We start from the raw sequence: 17,418 nt of genomic DNA, 5'->3' as shown, positions 1-17,418 counted from the left end.
TGGCGTACGGGTTGACCGGGGATCGAACCGGCCCGGCAACGGTCTGCGCCAGGGGTGGGACAAGCCCCTCCGTGAGCATTCGTGGCCAGTTCCGGCCTCACGTCACCACCCGCGTGGCCGCTACATTCACCCCCGACCGGACACACACGACCAGGGGGAAACAGGCAACGATGCGCCCCATAGGACCCGTCAGCCGCATCGGCAGATCACTCATGGCGGTGACCGCTACGGCGGCCGCCGGGGCGGTCACCGCCATGGGCCTTGCCGCCTCACCGGCTGCTGCAACGCCCACCAACACGACGGCGCTCCGGCCCGGCGGCACCTGTACGGCGGCCGACCTCGGCACACGCCACCCGTACATCAAGACCACCGAAGTGTCCCCGACGATCACCCACTTCAAGGGCTGGTACGTCACCGAGGGCACGACCGGTTCCCAGACCATCAGCACCAGCACCCAGACCACCATCTCGGTCTCCGTCGGCCTCAACGGCAACGACCAGGGCAGTTTCGCCGTCGAGACCCTCGGCACCGTCGGCGCGAGCCTGGGCCTGAACGTACAGGTCAACTACTCCTCCACCAGCAGCGCGTCGAATTCGGTCACGTGGAACTTCAGCCAGCCCGGCTACTACGGCGTCTACAAGGGCACCAAGAAGGTCACCGGTACGTACGGAAGCCTCAACTGCAACCGCGTCCAACAGGACGGCGGCAGTTGGGTGTTGAAGTGGATCGAAGGGCCCGGCAGCGGCAGCTTCACCACCTACACCACCCTTGAGGAAGGCGCGGTGCGCTGCCAGGACATGGTGCCCGCGGGCAGCATCATGACCAAGGCGCAAGAACTCCTCGACTGCGGATCGGCCGCCGCGAAGGCCGAGCACCCGGCGGGTGCGGTGGCGCCGACGGCGAAGGAGAAGCGGGACCGCCTCGTGCAGCGCCCGGCTCTCACCAGCGGCACGTCCGCCGAACAGCGCAAGGCCACCGGGCGTAGCGCGCGGGCTGCTCTCAACTGCGAGCCCGGCGCCTACAAGATCGCCGTACCTGGCAAGCCCCTGTCCTGGGGCGCGCCGCTCTTGGCGGCCGACGGTGTCCGCCTGCGGCCCTCGACGATCTTCAGCGCCCACCTGGACAACTGGCGCCTGTGCAACGTGACCGAGAACAACGGGGTCCTTGAGGCATCCCTGTGGAACTGGGGCAACGGCGGGTGCGCGACCATCGCCGCGCAGAACGCGGCCACCGAACAGGCGGTCGTGCAGACGGCCCCCTGCGCGGAGGACGACCTCCAGCGGTTCTACATCTACCGCGACGTACCCGGCAGCTCGAAGATCGGTGTGCAGAACAAGTACACCGGCTCCATGATGGGCCACGACCGGTACGCGGACGGGGAGTTCATACGCCAGTACTCCAGCGGCAGGCAGGACGGTACGGGTACGTACACCCTGATCGGAGTCTGACGGCCCACACCCCGTGAGCGGCCCCGCACGTGAACCCCCGACCTCCCGGTTTCGTGCGGGGCCCGCGTCCCCATTCCGAGCCCGGCCTTGGGGACCAGTGGAGCAGCCGACACCTCGTTGCCAGACAACACACTTGCCCCATGAACTCCCGGGATAAGTTCACCCCCGAGGCGCTGATGCTCGATCACGCACAGCCGCCACTCATCGCCGAACCGCGCGAAGGCGTAGCAGCTCGCCGTCGCATGCACCACCGGATCACCCGTGCGCCCGATTCTCAGACGCTTCCGCGTGCTGGTGGTGGGCGAGGACGTGGGCGGTCTCGGTGAACGGGGTCCAGACGTCAATGAAGGGGACACCGGCGGTGGGCGCACACCGGGCGGCGGCCTGGTTGCAGCGATCGAGGTCATGGTTCATCGCGGCGACGGTCTCCGAATCTGCGACGGGCCCGACCGGGGTATCGGAGACGCATTCGACGTGGCGCGATCGCGTGGCCAGGATGGTGAGGGTGGCCGTGCAGTGCTCTGCGTACTCGTCGATGGCCACGGCCTCGGCCTCACGCCCCTGGTAGGCACGCCAGACGTCGTTGATGCCGCCCTGGGGACCGTGGTCCCGCTGACCAGCCCGCCCGTCACGGCGAGCGGCTCGTGGACCAGCGTGTTCACCGCCTCCGGCCACGGCCGCGCCGAGGGCGCCAGCTCGCCCACCGCACGCAGCAGCTCCGGCCGACGAGGCTCTGCCGCGGACTTTTGTCCTGGTGTCCCAGCGTCTCGTCCCCCTTTGAGCCGGCAAGGGCCGGCGGCGGGTCGGTGCGGGCGCCGGCCGCGTGCCGGTGGGCGCGCAGCACGATGTGGAGTCCACCGAGATGTCCCGGTCGATGTCGCCGGCCGCGTCGGCCGCGGCCTGGACCTGCTGGAGCAGACGTTCCCGGGTGCCGTCGGCCGACCACAACCGATGGCGCTCACAGCCCGTCTTCCACGACCCGAACCGCACAGGCAGATCGCGCCGGTACACCCCGGTCCGGACCAGGTGCAGAATCCCGTCGATCACCTGCCGGTGATCACGCCACCGCCCGCACCGACCGTTGCTCACCGGCAGGAACGTGCCGTACGGCTCCGGAGCTCGGGGAACTGCCAGGCCGACCCCGTGGATGGCCGAACGTGCGCGTAAGGCCGATCACGGGGTTGGCGTCGCAGTTCCCCGAGCCCCTGATGACGAGACCGTGCCGTAGGCCCGGAGCGTGTCGGCCGGGTCGCCGGGGCGGCCCCGCAGGGTGGCGTCCAGAAAGGTGAGGGTGGCCGCGGCGACGACGCGCGGGCTCTCGGTGCGGCCCAGGGTGCCGACGATCGAGGGCACCGGCGGCAGGTAGAGCGGGCCGTCCATGAAGGTGAGGTGCCCGGCGCCGGGGACGGTGAGCCGGTAGCTCGTCGCGGTGCTGTGCCCGAGGGCCTCGGTGAGCCGGGGCAGGTAACGCGGGTCGGTGCCGGCGGTGATCTCCTGGGTGAGCGCGAGCGCCGGCTGCTCGAGGGCGGGCGCGGTGGGGCCGTGGGGGTAGCCGTCCAGGTCGACGACGGCGTCGAACCGGCGGTCCTGCCGGGCCGCCTGCAGGGCGGCGGCTCCGCCCAGGGAGTGGCCGGCCACCCCGGCGCGGCCGGTGTCCAGGCGTCCGGTCAGCGGGTCGGCGGTCTCACCGCGGTCCAGTCGCTCCAGCTGGGTGAGGACGAAGCCGAGGTCGGCGGCCCGGACGGCGGTCCAGCCGGCGGCCAGCTCCTCGTCCCTGTCGCGGTCCCCGGAGGAGGCGGTGGTGGCGCGGATCGTGCGGCCGTCGGCGAGGACGACGACGGTGGAGTCGTACGGGTGGTCGAGGGCGGCGACCAGGTAGCCGTGGCTGGCCAGCTCCTCCGCCCAGGCGGTGTTCTGGGACCGCACCCCGCCCGACCCCGGGGAGAAGAGGACGACCGGGAACCGCTCTCCCCCGCCGGCCACCGGGGCGTCGACGACCGCGCGGCTGCGGGCCCTCGGGACGCCGTCGACCAGGAAACCGGGCAGGCCGACCCCGCCGGCGAGGGCCTCGGAGACGGTCCGCGCCTCGCCCTCCGTGCGTCCCAGGTACTGGGCCCGAGGGACGCCTGCGGGGCTCTTCTGCGCCGGGTACCAGAGCTGGACCACGACCGTGCGCCGGTCGTCCGGATCGGCGGTGAAGCTCTCGGGGCGGAGCGGGTCGGTCCACTGCACCACCCGGGTGCCGACCGCGAAGTCGCCCGTCGGCTCGGGGAAGACGGGCACGGGGAAGGCCCAGGCGGCCACCGGGCCGGTGGCGATCAGGCCGGCGCAGGCCAGCGATCCCGGCAGGGCCAGCCACCAGCGGGCCCGCCGCGCCGGTCGGCCGGTACGGCGCCGCAGCAGGGGCGGGAGGGCGAACGCCGAGGCGACGGCGGCGCCGGCCAGGACCGGCAGCATCTGCCAGCGGATCCCCACGATGCCCAGCACGATCGCCGACGGTACGAGGACCGCCCCCGCCGCGACGGTGCCGGGCCGGCGGGCGGCCGGGGGGAGCCAGCGCGCCACCGGCAGCGCGACGGCGCCCAGCAGGACGAGGACTTCCGGAAGGGACAGGAACAGCCCCGGGATGGTTTCGGTCACCCGGCCATGCTCGGCGCCGGGCCCGCGCCGCCGCATCGGCCCCGGGTCGCCGCCGACTGCGACCGGGATGGCAACCGGGGCGGGCCGCGATGCGACCGGAGTCGCAACCGGGCGCCCCCGGACCGGCAGCCGACTGCGACCGCGGGAGGGGGTAGAGCTCATCCTGTGGTCGTACCCCTGCCTGGTGCGCTCCGACGCCGGGCTCATGTGCGACGCGAACCCGCGGCCTAGGCTGCGGCTGTACGCGGTGGCGGCCCCGGCCGGGCCGCCACGACGACCGATCGGCGGAGAGGTGTGACGGTGCGCCACCGGGACCGGATACCGCCCCTGGTGTGGGACTCGGTGCTGCCGGCGCTGCTCCTGCTCCACGCCGTGACCACGTACCCGGCCCGGGAGCTGCCGGTGGCGGCGGCACTCACCGCCGCCTTGGCGCTGCCCCTGGTGTGGCGGCGCCGGGCCCCGCTCGCGGTGTTCGCCGCCGTGGTGGCCGCGGCCTTCGTCCAGTGGCTGGCGGACGTCCAACTGCCCGCGGACATCGCCCTGCTGGTGGCCCTGTACACGGCGGCCGCGCACACGGGCCGGCGCGGCACGCTGCTCGCCGCCGCCGTCGTGGAGGGCGGGGCCGTGCTGGCCTGCCTGCGCTGGGCACAGAACGGCGCGTTCCTGACCCCGTTCGTCGCGCTCTCCGCGACGGTGGTCGCCGCCGCCGTCCTCGGGGTGAACGTGCGGACCGGCCGGGCCTACCTCGCCGCCGTGCAGGAGCGGGCCGAACGGCTGGCGCTGCACCAGGAGCAGCAGGCGCTGCTGGCCGTCGCCGAGGAGCGGGCCCGGATCATTTGCGAGATGCACGACATCGTCACCCACAACCTGTCCGTCATGGTCGCGCTCACCGACGCCGCCGTCTACGCGCAGCACAGGTCCCCGGACCGGGCCACCGCCGCGATGCTGCAGATCTCCGAGACGGGCCGGCAGGCCCTCACCGACATGCGGCGCTCGTTGGGCGTCCTGCGGGCCGACGAGCCGGACGCCGAGCGCCACCCGCTGCCCGGCATCGCCCAGCTGGGGGCGCTCGCCGACCAGATGGCCGCCGCCGGGCTGCCGACCGGCCTGGAGGTCCGCGGCGGCCACGCCCATGTGCCGGCCACCGCACAACTCACCGTCTACCGCCTGGTGCAGGAAGCATTGACCAACACCCTCAAGCACACGCACGCCGGCACCCGCGCGACGGTCCTGGTCGAGTGCTCGGCCGGGAGCGTCGGCGTGGAGGTCACCGACAGCGGCCCCCGGCCGGCGCTTCCCGCCGCCGCACCGTCCGGCCACGGCATCCCCGGCATGCGCGAGCGCGCGGCCGCCTACGGGGGGACGCTGCGGGCCGGACCGCTTCCGAGCGGCGGCTGGGGTGTGCGGACCCGGCTCCTGCTGGGCAACGGCGGGACGGGCGCCGTATGACGATCCGCATCGTGATCGCCGACGACGAGGCGCTGCTCCGGATGGCCTTCGGCACGGTCCTGGACGCCCAGCCCGACATGGCGCCGGTCGGCGAGGCCGCGGACGGCGCCCAGGCCGTCCGCCTCTCCCGGAAGCTGCGGCCCGACGTCGTACTGATGGACGTCCGGATGCCCGGGACGGACGGGATCGAGGCGACCCGGCAGGTCGTCGAGGTCTCCCCGGGGAGCAGGGTGCTGATCCTGACCACCTTCGACCTGGACGCGTACGCCTTCGCCGCGCTCGGCGCCGGGGCCTCGGGCTTCCTGCTGAAGAACACCCGGCCCGAGGAGCTGCTCACCGCGATCCGCAACGTCGCGGCGGGCGACGCGGTGCTCTCCCCGCGGATCACCCGGCGTCTGCTGGAGGACTTCCGTCCGCACCTGGCCGACGGGGGCACCGCCGTCCGCGACGAGCGGCTGGACCGGCTCAGCGCCCGGGAGCGCGAGGTGCTCGTCGAGGTCGGTCGCGGCCTGTCCAACGCCGAGATCGCGGCCGCCCTGTCCCTCGCGGAGGCGACCGTGAAGTCCCATCTGGGGCGGATCCTGCTCAAGCTGGGACTCCGCGACCGGATCCAGGCCGTGGTCTTCGCCCACGAGAACCGCCTGGTCCCCCCGGCCTGACGCCGGCCGGGGCTCCGCGTAGGACGGAAGTCGACCAAGACGCCGTACCCACGAGAGCCCCGTCGTTACTGCTCGAACGGGTGCGGTCACTGGTGGCTCAGGCTCTCCGCGCTGACTGATCCCCTCCATCGGCATCAGTGCCCGGCTGGGCTCAGGTCGCTGCGGGCGGTCCGGTAGCAGGGGGTGCAGACCGGGCCGAGCGGCCATCGTGCGGTCACGTGGGCGATGGTGTGGCAGAGCGCGCATGCGGTCGTCGGCAGGGGGCGGCAGTTCGAGCAGGGTCCGGTTCGGCCGGTTTGCCGCAGGCCGAGCAGGTGCGGGGCGCAGCGGCCGGACGCGCCCGCAGCGCAGGCAGGCCGGGGCCCGTACTCCGGTGATCCCGCGGTCGGTCAGGGTGGTGATGAGGGCCTGGTCGGAACGGGGTGCGGCGGGTGCTCCGCTGACCAGGGCGTCGGGGTGGGCGGTGAGGTGGGCCCGGATACGGCCGCGGGCGGCCGGGGTCAGGTCGGCGACGATCCGGGCCGCGTCCGGATCGGCAAGGTCGGGGAGGGACGCGGCCATCAGGCGGGCGAGTTCCCGCCAGGTGTCCGGGGCGGAGGCGGGGCGGTCAACGGTCTCCAGGTCGGGCCAGGCGTACGCGGCGTGCCGGCGGGGCCTTCGCGGCGCCGGGTTTCGCCGGCCGCGGCCGGCCTGGCGACCTGGCGACCTGGCGACCTGGCGACCTGGACCGATGACGATGCCGTGTGCTTCGAGCATTTTCCTGAACCTCAGCAGGGTGCGGTGCATGGCCGTGCGGCTGCTGCCGAAGAGCACGGCGAGGGGTTCGGCCGCCGGGGCAAGGTGCAGGTGGAGCACGGTGGCCAGGACCTGATCAGGGAAGCCGAGCCGGGGCGGGCGGCAGGTCGCCCGGGAGCGCAGATCCGGGCGGCCCACGGGGAGGAGTTGAGCGAGGGCGATCCGGCTATCTACCAGGGCGAGCCTTCCGCCCACGTCGGGGAACCCGCTCGGCAGCGCGGGACGGCGTCCCTTCCCGGTGCAAGAGCGGGGAGCGAGGTTCACGACGCCGCGCTGCTGTGGGCTGCGAACCGGGCCCTGCCCCGTCACGCGGTCGTGCAGGCGGCCCCGCTGCGGTTGCCGACGCATCGTCTCCTTCCGGGCGGGGGCACTCCCCGGTGGTGGAGGGAGACGGTCACCCGCTCCGAGGCGGGCATCTGGCGCACCGCTCCTGTACGCGGGTACAAACCTACGGCCCATACGCTGAAACGGCCACCACGCGACCAGAGGGGTTACATGCTCGGCTTCAACGTATCCATCGTCATTCCGACTCGGGAGCAGGCAGAGGACCTCAAAGACAGCAGTCACCACCCCGGCAGGGATCGCACCCTCGCCTCCTGGACGACGACGACCATGCTGATGTGGCTGCACGACCTCGAGCAGCACGGGAAAGCGCAGCAGATCCTCTTTTCTGGCTACCCCTTGCGTTACACCGCCCGGGCCGGTGACGTGCTGCCTCTCCTCGCCGACGAGGAGCTGCTCGGGATGGGACGGTGGCCCTTCACGGACCCGTACCTGAATCCCGACCTGATCGCGGCGTGTCCGCCCGACGAACTGCTGATCATCGATGCCTGGGACCAGTCCTGAACGCCCACGAGCATTCGTGACGAGCCCGTCCGGCATGGGAACGCGGTGAGCACTCCCTCACCCTGAAACGACCGAACCGGAGCGGAGGGCGTGTACGAAGGGGCCGGCCCACCCGGCCACCGCCTCTTCGTCCCGCTCCATCGCGCGTCGGCCGGCACCTGGCACGATCAGCCGTTGCGCAGCCGTGCTAGAGCTTCTCGGGCGCAGCAGAGACCGGCGCATGCCAGCGGAACAGCCAGGACAGGGGGGCGAGAGCGACAGCCTCCGGCACCGCGCTGGTACCGACGTCGCGTACGGTCGCGCGCCACCGGGAGTTGGGCATGTTGTTGTGGGTCATCTGGCGCGACATCCATGACACCGCCTGCACCCGTCGCCGTCGCGCCTTCGAATAGGCTCGCAGGTCGGGTGCGTGGGCCGCGAGCGTCACCGCGTCCTCGAGAGCCATGGCGGCACCCTGGCCGAGCTCCGGGCGCATCGCGTGCGCCGAGTCGCCCACCAATGCGACCTTCCCGAGAGCGAGCGTTCTCGGCACCGGCACTTCGAGGAACTCGTCGCGCAGGATCCGTGCCGGATTGGCCGCGGCCAGGACCTCGGGCACCGGCGACGCCCACTCGGCGAAATGGTCGAGGCTGTCGAAGCCGGGGTGGGCGGCAGCGAAGAAGTAGGTGCGCCCACCGGGCATCGGCAGCACGCCGAATTCCGCATGCACCCCGCAGATACCACCGGCGAACTCGGGCACGGGGGTGTCGAGCACACCACGCCAGGCGGTGATCCCGGTGCGACGCACGTCGGTGTCGCCCGGCCACAGGCGCTGCCGGATCGCGCTGTGCACTCCGTCGGCGCCTACGACCAGATCGTGGTGCACCGTCTCACCGTCGACGCGCAGGGTGCCGTCGAGGGTAACCTCGTCGACCGAGCTGCCCGGCCGCAGGCAGTCGCTCGGCAGTGCTTGTACGAGAAGGGAGATGAGGTCCGCACGGTGCAGCACCGTGAATCCACCGGGGAGCGGTTTCGCCCAACGTGTGAACAGGACCCGCCCGGCGGCGTTGCGGATCTCACCGGGACCCTCCCCGACGCCTGCGGCTTGAACGGCGGCACCCACGCCGAGCGCGTCCAACGCAGTGATCGCGTTGGGGAACAGGGAGATTCCCGCGCCCACTTCGGTGAATTCCGGTGCCCGCTCGTAAACGGTCACCAGCCATCCGGCCTTGCGCAGCGCGATCGCGGAAGCAAGGCCGCCGATCCCGCCGCCCACGATCCCGGCACTGCGTCCCTGCGGTACGGACGACATGTTCCGCCCCCCATCGGCATCTCTGCTTGCCCGGAGTCGCTGTTACCCGAAAGTAACAACGGCTCCATGGGGTTGTCCAGAGCCGACATCGGCCGCTCGGCACGCAGGCACCGACGCCGTGCAGACCGCCGGAGGCGGCTTAGGAACCGCGTGGTAGACCGGCATCAGTGCGGCTGGTAGGTGCTGCTCTCGTCCCCGCCCCTCGAACGAAATCACCGGTCACCCCAGCAGCCGAGGCTGCCGGGGTAGGGGAACGGACCCTCGAAGGCCCGCAGCAGGCCGGGTAGACGGTCCCGTGTGTAGCCGGTCCGCATGCTGATGCGGCCTGGAGCATGAAGCAGGACACCACGGCACGGTATCCCCCGCACGGTCGCGCCCCGGCCCAACGGGCCGCTGATCCCAGGTCACGGGGCCCCACCAGCGGGCGCGGGCGCGGGATCCACACTGGCGCCGGTACACCTCCCCCAGCACCGCCAACGGCCCCGTAGCGTTACCCGGAGCGGTCAGCGACGCACCGACGCCGCGGACTCCCCGGCCGCGAGGCAGCCGGCGCATCAGCGACCGCCTCGGTGGACCAGCCGGACAACCGGCCCTCCCGCGCGGCCCGTAGCCCGTACGGGAGTTCGCAATCCGCTGTGGCGTACGGGACCGTGTCGGCCCAGGCAAGACTGTCTGGGCCGACTGTCCCGTCCGGCCGCGCGGCTAGAGCTTCGCGATGTCCTTGTGCATCACGTCGGCGCTGTCGGAGTGGTAGGCGGCCAGGCGCACCTTGAGCGGGTGGCCCGCCGGGGCCTTGATGACGACTTCGCGCGGCTCCCCCATGCCGATGCCGTGACACGAGGGCTCGGGGGTGAGGGAGGTCCAGCCGTCCCCGCCGGCCTTCGGGTCGTTCCACTGAACCCAGGCGCAGTCACGCTCGCCGGAGGTGATCAGCGCGTAGGTGACCTTGACGGAGTTCACCGCGCCGTCGATGCGCTCGCAGTCCACCCTCGCGATGTTGTGGTGGAGGTTGGCACCGGCCTCCAGCTCGACCGTACTGAGGGCGGTCTCGGCGGCGGCCGGGACCGCACCTCCCGCGAGCGTCGCGGCCGTCAGGGCAAGGGCGGTGTGCCGTGCGACGGCTGACCGAGGCAGCTCTCAGGAAGCGGGCCGGGCGGTTTCTGCCAGTGGTACGGCCTGACGCGTGGGGCTGGGCGCGCAGGACGGGCTGCTGCCTCCGCGCGGCGATCGAGCCCTACTCCTCGCGGGGCGCGTAGGCCCCGAGCCGGCTGCACTCGGGCACCGTTGCCGTCACCGGACGCTCCCTCAGGATCTGCCGGGCCCGGTGCTCGCCGAGGCTCGTCGCGTACCAGGGCGCCGCGCCGGCGCTGCGCAGGTCTGCCTCGATGCCCATCAGGGCGCAGGAGCGCCGGGGTTCGGGCAGCCGGTCCAGGTAGGGGGCCGCGTCCGCCGAGAGGCCGCGCAGGTACGCCAGGTCGATCTTGTCGTCCTGCTGGTAGCGCGTCACGTTGTTGTCGGCGATGATCCCGTCCGGCGAGGCCAGCCCGAAGGCCAGTACCGTCGCCGCCGCGCTGCCGACCACCGCACGGGCCAGCCAGCGGCCGCCCGCCACCCCGGCCGCCATCAGCAGCACGATGACCAGGCCGAGCCACAGCTCCATGGTGACGACGGACAGCCGCAGCCTGGTCAGCCCGTACGCGTCCACGTACAGGTCCATCCGGCGTACCGCCGACGCGACCACCACCAGCGTCAGCAGGCACAGCGTCCCCAGGACCGACCGCACCAGGCGCCGGTCGCCGGTCCCGCCGCGCGGCGCCCAGCGCAGCGCGAGCGCGATGACAGCCAGGACGAACACCGTGGCCCAGAGCAGCTGCCAGAACCCCTGGCGCGCGTACTCGGCGTACGTGAGGCCCGTGCTCTGCAGCACCTTGTCGTGACCGCCGAACAGCACCGCCAGCTGCACCGCGTTGAACCCGGCGAAGAGCAGGTTCAGCACGATCAGCGGCAGCATCCACTCCACCCGGGAACGCGCCTTGCCCGGCTTGGTCTTCACCCGGTCCCACCGGTGCGGCGCCGCGGCCGTGCGGGCGACGGCCAGCGCCAGGACCGCGCCGACCAGGAAGAGCAGGAACCGCAGCGGGCCGTCCCCCACGGAGACGTCGGGGACCAGACGGCCGAGCAGGTCCGCGAAGGCCGCGTCGGCGGAGGCGAACAGCGCGCCGAAGACGAGGAGCAGCAGGACCGCCACCACACCGGCCTTGGCTACCTGCAGCCACCGCTCCCGGCCCGCCCCGCCCCCGCGCGCCCGTACACCCGCCCAGGCCCAGCCGACGCCGGTGACGGCACTGTCGAGGAAGCCGAGCGGGCCCAGCAGTACGCCGGGCCACCGGCGGGTTCCGTGCAGGGCCAGCGCGGCCAGCAGTACGGCGGCGAGGATCGCCAGTGTGGACGGCCAAGCGGAGTCCCGCAGCGCCGGCACCGCGAGCAGCGCCAGGCAGCCGACGATCCAGACCAGGGTCCAGGGGTGGGCCTTGCGCCCGGCCGCGCGGGCCGCGACGTACGCGGCCACCATGGCGGGCACTGCCGCGAGCAGCAGCCCGGGGCCCATGCCGTCCCCGAGGGCGGCGGCGGTGGCGAGGCCGGCGGCGGGCACGGCCGCCAGGGTGACGGTGTGGATCGGAGCGGCCTCGGCGGGCCGGATCCGCTGCCACATCGAGTCGGCCGCCCTCGCGGCGGCCGCCTCCTGGGCCTGTTGCCGGCGCAGCTGGTACTGCTGGATCTGCCAGGCGTGCCAGGCGGCCGGGTCGTGCCCGGGCCGGCCCGGGGCGGTCGGCGGAGCCGGCGGAAGCTGGGCCGGCGAAGGCTGGGCCGGCGAAGGCTGGGCCGGCGAAGGCTGGGCCGGCGAAGGCTGGGCCGGCGAAGGCTGGGCCGGCGAAGGCTGGGCCGGCGGAAGCGGAGCCTCGGCGGGCCCGCCCGGTCTCGCCTGTTCGGCGTGGTCGGCGTTCTCGGACATCGGGTCCCTCCCCTGTTGCGGAGCGGACAGCGTAGGCACGCGCCACCAAGTTTTGAACACATTCAACTCACCCTTGTGGCAGAACCGTGACAATCCGTGAACAGGCGAAGAGCCGCCACCCCACGGCGTGACGACCCGCAGCCCTCCTTGCGCCCTACGACGCAGGCGCGAACTCCAGGTGAGGGACGGGCAGTGGCATCCCGACGGCACCATCACACCGCGGCCCCAGGGCCTGTGGAACCGAACGTACGCCGGGCGTCCAGCCACACCCTCTCGAACTTCCCCTCCGAGATTTCACCGGCGTGCCCTCCTCCCACCCAGGCCGTGAGTCTGCCCTCGCCGATCAGACCGTAGCGCTGCCGGTAGCGGCTCACGGTGCCGCTGTCGGACCGCTCCTGAAACCGCAGTACCTCCTCCAAACAGGCAGCCGCCGCCGGGGCGGCGAAACCCTGGCGCGCAAGGCCGACGGAACCGGGTAACGTCCTTGCCATGTTCCAGACGCCGATTCACGAGTGAGAGCGGACGGGCCCCGCTGACATCCTTCGACGTCGCCGCACCCGTCCCCCACCGATGAATCCGTAGATCCCTTCGCATCACCACCGGGAGAACCCGTGACCGACAGCAAGAACATCAACAACCCTGTGGGCCAGGGCGGCGGCCAGCGCAAGAAACTGTCCCGCGCCGAACGGCAGAACAACGGTCCGCACCGCAACCTCGACCGCCAGGGTGCCGCCGACAAGAAGGCAGAGCTGGTGCGCAAGATGCGTGAGAAAACACGCATAGCCGAGGGCGCGGGCGACGACACCGCACAGAGCTGACGCACCGCCGCCGCAAGGCGGCACCGCACGGGGCAGGGCCCGGACCGCGACGGACGGCACGGTCCGGGCCCTGCCGCCGTGGGCGGGTCGGACTGTCCAGGGTGGCCGAAGGCCATCGCAGAGCGACGCCGGAGGCGCCCTTGACCGGCTGGGACACCCGCACACTCCACGAGCGGGCGGCCCCGGCCGAAGACAGGCGCGCGTGTGTTCGCCGGCTCGCGGTCGGCCTGCGCCTTGGCAGGCGCGATCGGACCGGCTATTCGGCTTCGGGCCGAGCTGCATCCGATGCGTCGTTCGCTCGGCGGCGTCGGTAGTACGCGACGGTGAGGATCGCCAGGAGCGGGCCCCAGGCGAGGAGCGGGGCGTACGTCGTCCACAGCGCCCAGGCGGCCGGACCGCTGGTAGGGGAACCGTTGCCGTTCTCGTTCATCGGCTCCACGAAACCGAAGATCTCGTTCAGCACTGCGTACACGCAGAACATCATGATCAGCGCTGCCCCGAGTGCGGCCGGAATGATCGCCGCCAGGATCGGGACCCGTCTACCGCGCAGCCCCGGCACCCAACGCGGGACTACTTCGCCCCACGGCCGCACCAGCCCGAGGGCGAGCAACGCGAGCCCTTCGGAGACCACGGATAGCCCGATCACGTACGGGCGTTCCCACACCGCCCAGGGGTAGTCCGTGTCGTAGCCGGCCAGGCCCAGCACCAGCGCGACACGCCATAAGCCGGACGGCAGGACACACAGCGGGATGGCATGAGCCACCCGGACCGCCCAGCGGGGAATGGGCTCGACCGGCTTGCTGCCGGCCGGCGCGCCGACTGAGGTCTCGGCTGCCGTCGCTACTGCTGTGTCCCTGGCATGCGTGGTCATATGTGCCCCCGGCGAGATCCGACATTGTCGATCTTCGTGTGCGGGGTGGGTGCTCAGCATCCGCCGCCAGGTTGACCCGGCGGGCGACCACAGGATGACACCGCCGGCGTCGGCGCGAGCAGGCACCTGGTCCCGGAGGACCGGGTCCGCAACCGGCTCGAGCGCGGTTCACGTGACGGGCGGGCGGCGGGTGCTGAAGGCTGAGCGTCAGTAGCCGACCAGACCGGTGATCAGCTTGCAGGCCGCCGCCTGAGGTCTGCGCCCGGCCGAACGTACACAGTCGGACGAGGCGCTGTCACCGGTGTTGATACGGATGGCCACGGTGGTCACGACGTCGGCTCCTTTGCCGGAATCGCACGGACCGATGCTGCCCATGAGCCGGCCCTGGCGCAGGCCAAGAGGTTGTCTCACGTGGCACGTTTCGCGACCTTCTTGTAGCGGGTCAGGGCGGCAGCCATGGCCGGGCCTCGGCTCTGCCGGTCGTTGCGGACCACGTACGGGATCTTGAGACCACGAGCAGCCCATGGCAGGCTCATGCCGCATGATCGATGAATTCGCGAAAGACAACCTGCACGGGAGACTGCGGCGGGACCGCAAGACGCTGCTCTGGAAACTCGACGGCTTGTCCGAATACGACGCCCGCCGACCTTTGACAGCGACCGGGACCAACCTTCTCGGCCTGGTCAAACACGTGGCCAGCGTCGAGGCCAGGTACTTCGGCGAGGTCTTCGACCGCCCTTCCCCGGAACCGCTGCCCCGGTGGCAGGACTCCGACGGCAGCGATCTGTGGGCGACCGAGGACGAGACCCGCGATCAGATCATCGGGTTCTACCGGCGCACGTGGGAACACTCGGACGCGACGATCAACGAGCTTCCCCTCGACGCCCCCGGCCACGTGCCGTGGTGGCCGGAGCCTTATGCCGACACGAACCTGTTCGCCGTCATGGTCCATGTCCTCGGCGAGTCCATCCGGCATGCCGGGCACGCCGATATCCTGCGCGAGGGCCTCGACGGCCGGACCGGGTTGCGCGCCGAACTCGAGAAGCAGGTCGACGAGGAAGCCCGTGCAGCCTACTGCGCGAAGATCGAGCAGGCCGCCAGGTCGGCCGCACCAATCAAGGCTTAAAGAGGGTTCCGCCCAAGGAGAGAGGCGTCCACCGTGGAGTGCGGTGAGGGCCGGCGGCGGTTCTCCGAGCCCGAGGGTCGGCCTGGCCTGGCCTGGCCCGGGCTGGGCTGGGCTGGGCTGGGACGATTTCGGTGCACCGACTGGAGAACCGGGGCTCGCTCGGAGGTTTTCTGAACCCTCGCCGGACTCGAGCGGGCGTCAGCCTGCTCGGCGACACTGCAGGGATGCAGCCACGCTTTCGTCGGCGGACTGCGGGCGTCCCGGCCCGGGGCTGTCGTTCCGGAGGCCCGGCAGCGCCGCGTCCACGGCTGCCTCCGCGTGAAGCCGTGCGGTGGGGAAGAGCGAAACCGGACTGTCACCGGGGCCGATGAGGAGCTCGATTTCAGTGCAGCCCAGGATGATGCCTTCCGCGCCAGCGGCAACGAGGTCCCCGATGACCTTCTGGTAAGCAGTGCGCGATTCTTCCCGCACGACGCCGAGGCAGAGCTCCTCGTAGATCACTCGGTGGACGAGTGCGCGCCCGCCGGCATCCGGGATGCGGACCTCGAGCCCGGCCGCTTCCAGGCGGTCTCGATAGAAGTCCTGCTCCATGGTGAACGCCGTGCCCAGCAGTCCGACCCGGCGCAGCCCCGATGCCCGTACGGCGTGTGCGGTGGCGTCGGCGAGGTGCAGCAGTGGGATGGCCACCGCAGCATCGACGGCGTCGGCGACCTTGTGCATGGTGTTGGTGCAGATGAGCACCAGGTCAGCGCCGGCCGCCTCCAAAGACCGAGCGGCCGCGGCCAGGGTTTCGCCGGCATCTGCCCAGCGCCCCTGGACCTGCAACTGCTCGATCTCCGCAAAGTCCAATGAATAGATCACGCATCGGGCTGAATGAAGTCCTCCAAGCCGGTTGCGTGTGAACTCGTTCAACAGCCGGTAGTACTGCGCCGTCGACTCCCAACTCATGCCGCCGATCAGCCCGATCGTCTTCATCGCCCCGCTCCTCACATCGACTCCGGGCGGCGTTCCGCTCACCACCGAACATCTTGCCATAAGTGAAATAAGCGAAGAGTTCGAATTCCATAAGGTTCACTATGGGGCGGGTTGGTCTCGCGGCCGATCCGCACCGCCGACGCGGGCTTCACGTCGCCGCGCGACCCTGCGCCCCGGGACCGATCGGGCCCGGGGCGCAGGGCGTTCTTTGCCGCTTGGGATCAGGTGGTCCGGATGCCGAGCGTGGTCCAGTTGCTCCAGGTGCCGCCCTCCACGAAGCACGCGCCGTCACGCCGCTGCCACGACGCCCACGCTGAACGACCGGGCCCTTCGTGTACGCGAAGGGCCCGATGCCACCCGCCCGGTCACGTCCCGGCGGCCCCTGCGAGAGGGCCTCGCAGGCGGGATGTCGTCGTGCACGGGGCGACACCGGCCGGGCCCGGTGCGGCGAGCCCGGCCGCCCCTCCGTGGCTGCGGGGGGAGACCCCCGTGCATTCGCCCGGGGCCTTCTTCGCCGCTCTACTTCACTATCGGGTGCGCAGAAGTCGGCGGTACGCCTGTGGGGTGCGTCGTCGGTACCGGCGTGCGGGTGGGGACCGTCGGGTTCGTCGTCGGAACCGGCGTGTAGGTCGGGACCGGTGTGCATGTGGGGTGCGTCGTCGGAGCCGGCGTGTGGGTCGGAGCCGGCGTGTACGTCGGGTACAACGTCGGAACCGGCGAGTGAGTCGGTGCCGGCGTGCCGGTGGGATAAGTCGACGGAACCGGCGTGTAGGTCGGAGCCGGCGTGTACGTCGGGTACAACGTCGGAACCGGCGAGTGAGTCGGTACCGGCGTGCCGGTGGGATAAGTCGACGGAACCGGCGTGCGGGTCGGAGCCGACGTGTACGTCGGATTCAACGTCGGAACCGGCGTGTGGGTCGGAGTCGGCGTGCATGTGGGGCTCGGCACAGGAGCCGACGTCGTGGAGTAGGCCTGGGCCATGCCGGTCGCGAGAATGAGGCCGGCAACTAAACCGGACACGGCAACAGCAGTCGCGAGTCCGCGAACTCGGTGAGTACGCATGTGGGTCCCCCCTGGTCAATATGCCCAGCACCGTCGCCGGGCATGATCAAAAGAGAGCCAACACCGTCCGTCCCCGACTCGCAAGATCTGGCTCCCGCCCTCAGCGGCGAGCTGATGCTCGCCTGCTCCCCGCCTCGTGCCTACCGAGCTGTCCAACCCGACGGTGACCGCACACAGGACCCTGCACCACATCGCCGTCCTGGTGATCGTGGACCAGCCCGCCTCCATCGGCGCCCTCCCACTGACCGGCGCCCGCGACACCGGCTGCCAGGTCGCCTACCTGCCCGGACTCGCGATGCAACGGATCGCCAGCCTCTACCCCGGCGAGGCCAAGACCCAATACCGGGAAGTTTGCAGTCAGGGGCTGCTGTCAAGTGGTTCGGGAATGTTGATGTAGAGGGGCGGGGCTCCGCGTAGGACGGAAG

At 71.7% G+C, this 17,418-nt stretch carries 14 protein-coding genes and 3 pseudogenes; 6 read left to right on the top strand and 11 right to left on the bottom strand.

Annotation, left to right across the window (positions count from 1 at the left end; all coding sequences use genetic code 11):
* Positions 1-212 precede the first annotated feature (212 nt).
* On the top strand, positions 213-1,448 hold the full coding sequence (locus tag ACIQUT_RS38500; RefSeq protein WP_403570179.1) for a hypothetical protein: 1,236 nt from the start codon (positions 213-215) through the stop codon (positions 1,446-1,448).
* A gap of 255 nt (positions 1,449-1,703) precedes the next feature.
* Here ACIQUT_RS38500 and ACIQUT_RS38495 read toward each other — a convergent pair whose 3' ends face one another.
* The 3 genes and pseudogenes from ACIQUT_RS38495 to ACIQUT_RS38485 form a co-directional block, all read right to left on the bottom strand.
* Entirely contained in the window at positions 1,704-1,991 is a 288-nt protein-coding gene (locus ACIQUT_RS38495; RefSeq protein ID WP_403570177.1) for a hypothetical protein, read from the bottom strand.
* Positions 1,992-2,244: 253 nt separating this feature from the next.
* Positions 2,245-2,582 (bottom strand): annotated as a pseudogene (locus tag ACIQUT_RS38490) (transposase); the annotation flags it as partial.
* Between the two features lie 39 nt (positions 2,583-2,621).
* Positions 2,622-4,124: an alpha/beta hydrolase family protein gene (locus ACIQUT_RS38485; RefSeq protein WP_403570176.1), complete on the bottom strand. Its 1,503-nt coding sequence runs from the start codon at positions 4,122-4,124 to the stop codon at positions 2,622-2,624.
* A gap of 258 nt (positions 4,125-4,382) precedes the next feature.
* Between ACIQUT_RS38485 and ACIQUT_RS38480 the strand changes: the two genes are divergently transcribed.
* On the top strand, positions 4,383-5,537 hold the full coding sequence (locus ACIQUT_RS38480) for a sensor histidine kinase (protein ID WP_403570174.1): 1,155 nt from the start codon (positions 4,383-4,385) through the stop codon (positions 5,535-5,537).
* The gene (locus ACIQUT_RS38475; RefSeq protein ID WP_403570173.1) at positions 5,534-6,196 is read left to right on the top strand and encodes a response regulator; all 663 of its coding nucleotides are present in this window, start codon (positions 5,534-5,536) and stop codon (positions 6,194-6,196) included. The genes ACIQUT_RS38480 and ACIQUT_RS38475 overlap by 4 nt, the downstream gene beginning before the upstream one ends.
* Before the next feature lie 723 nt (positions 6,197-6,919).
* Here ACIQUT_RS38475 and ACIQUT_RS38470 read toward each other — a convergent pair.
* The 4 genes and pseudogenes from ACIQUT_RS38470 to ACIQUT_RS38455 form a co-directional block, all read right to left on the bottom strand.
* Positions 6,920-7,093, bottom strand: a pseudogene (locus ACIQUT_RS38470) (ISAzo13 family transposase); the annotation flags it as partial.
* 931 nt (positions 7,094-8,024) lie between these two features.
* Complete coding sequence (locus ACIQUT_RS38465; RefSeq protein WP_403570171.1) at positions 8,025-9,128, bottom strand: FAD-dependent monooxygenase; 1,104 nt, start codon at positions 9,126-9,128, stop codon at positions 8,025-8,027.
* A gap of 702 nt (positions 9,129-9,830) precedes the next feature.
* Positions 9,831-10,115, bottom strand: coding sequence for a hypothetical protein (locus ACIQUT_RS38460; protein WP_403570169.1), 285 nt, complete (start codon positions 10,113-10,115; stop codon positions 9,831-9,833).
* A gap of 247 nt (positions 10,116-10,362) precedes the next feature.
* Positions 10,363-12,141 carry a DUF4173 domain-containing protein gene (locus ACIQUT_RS38455; RefSeq protein ID WP_403570168.1) on the bottom strand — a complete coding sequence of 593 codons (1,779 nt, stop codon included), beginning with the start codon at positions 12,139-12,141 and terminating at the stop codon, positions 10,363-10,365.
* A 611-nt stretch (positions 12,142-12,752) separates the two neighbouring features.
* On the opposite strand from ACIQUT_RS38455, the gene ACIQUT_RS38450 reads away from it, so the two are divergent.
* Positions 12,753-12,959, top strand: a complete 207-nt coding sequence (locus ACIQUT_RS38450) for a DUF6243 family protein (RefSeq protein WP_403570166.1) — start codon at positions 12,753-12,755, stop codon at positions 12,957-12,959.
* 256 nt (positions 12,960-13,215) lie between these two features.
* On the opposite strand, the gene ACIQUT_RS38445 is transcribed toward ACIQUT_RS38450, so the two are convergent.
* From ACIQUT_RS38445 to ACIQUT_RS38435, 3 genes are all read right to left on the bottom strand, one after another.
* Positions 13,216-13,830, bottom strand: coding sequence for a hypothetical protein (locus ACIQUT_RS38445; protein WP_403570165.1), 615 nt, complete (start codon positions 13,828-13,830; stop codon positions 13,216-13,218).
* 207 nt (positions 13,831-14,037) lie between these two features.
* Positions 14,038-14,160, bottom strand: coding sequence for a hypothetical protein (locus tag ACIQUT_RS38440; RefSeq protein ID WP_403570163.1), 123 nt, complete (start codon positions 14,158-14,160; stop codon positions 14,038-14,040).
* A 77-nt stretch (positions 14,161-14,237) separates the two neighbouring features.
* Positions 14,238-14,366: a hypothetical protein gene (locus ACIQUT_RS38435; RefSeq protein ID WP_403570162.1), complete on the bottom strand. Its 129-nt coding sequence runs from the start codon at positions 14,364-14,366 to the stop codon at positions 14,238-14,240.
* 5 nt (positions 14,367-14,371) lie between these two features.
* On the opposite strand from ACIQUT_RS38435, the gene ACIQUT_RS38430 reads away from it, so the two are divergent.
* The gene (locus tag ACIQUT_RS38430; protein ID WP_403570160.1) at positions 14,372-14,956 is read left to right on the top strand and encodes a DinB family protein; all 585 of its coding nucleotides are present in this window, start codon (positions 14,372-14,374) and stop codon (positions 14,954-14,956) included.
* A 198-nt stretch (positions 14,957-15,154) separates the two neighbouring features.
* On the opposite strand, the gene ACIQUT_RS38425 is transcribed toward ACIQUT_RS38430, so the two are convergent.
* Positions 15,155-15,931 carry an aspartate/glutamate racemase family protein gene (locus ACIQUT_RS38425; protein ID WP_403570158.1) on the bottom strand — a complete coding sequence of 259 codons (777 nt, stop codon included), beginning with the start codon at positions 15,929-15,931 and terminating at the stop codon, positions 15,155-15,157.
* Between the two features lie 1,258 nt (positions 15,932-17,189).
* On the opposite strand from ACIQUT_RS38425, the pseudogene ACIQUT_RS38420 reads away from it, so the two are divergent.
* Positions 17,190-17,342 (top strand): annotated as a pseudogene (locus ACIQUT_RS38420) (transposase); the annotation flags it as partial.
* Between the last annotated feature and the right edge of the window lie 76 nt (positions 17,343-17,418).

The sequence above is a fragment of the Streptomyces sp. NPDC090445 genome (genome assembly GCF_044769385.1).
Taxonomy (GTDB): Bacteria; Actinomycetota; Actinomycetes; order Streptomycetales; family Streptomycetaceae; genus Streptomyces.
Note: the sequence above shows the minus strand (reverse complement) of the source record. Positions and strands in the feature narration are given on the sequence as shown.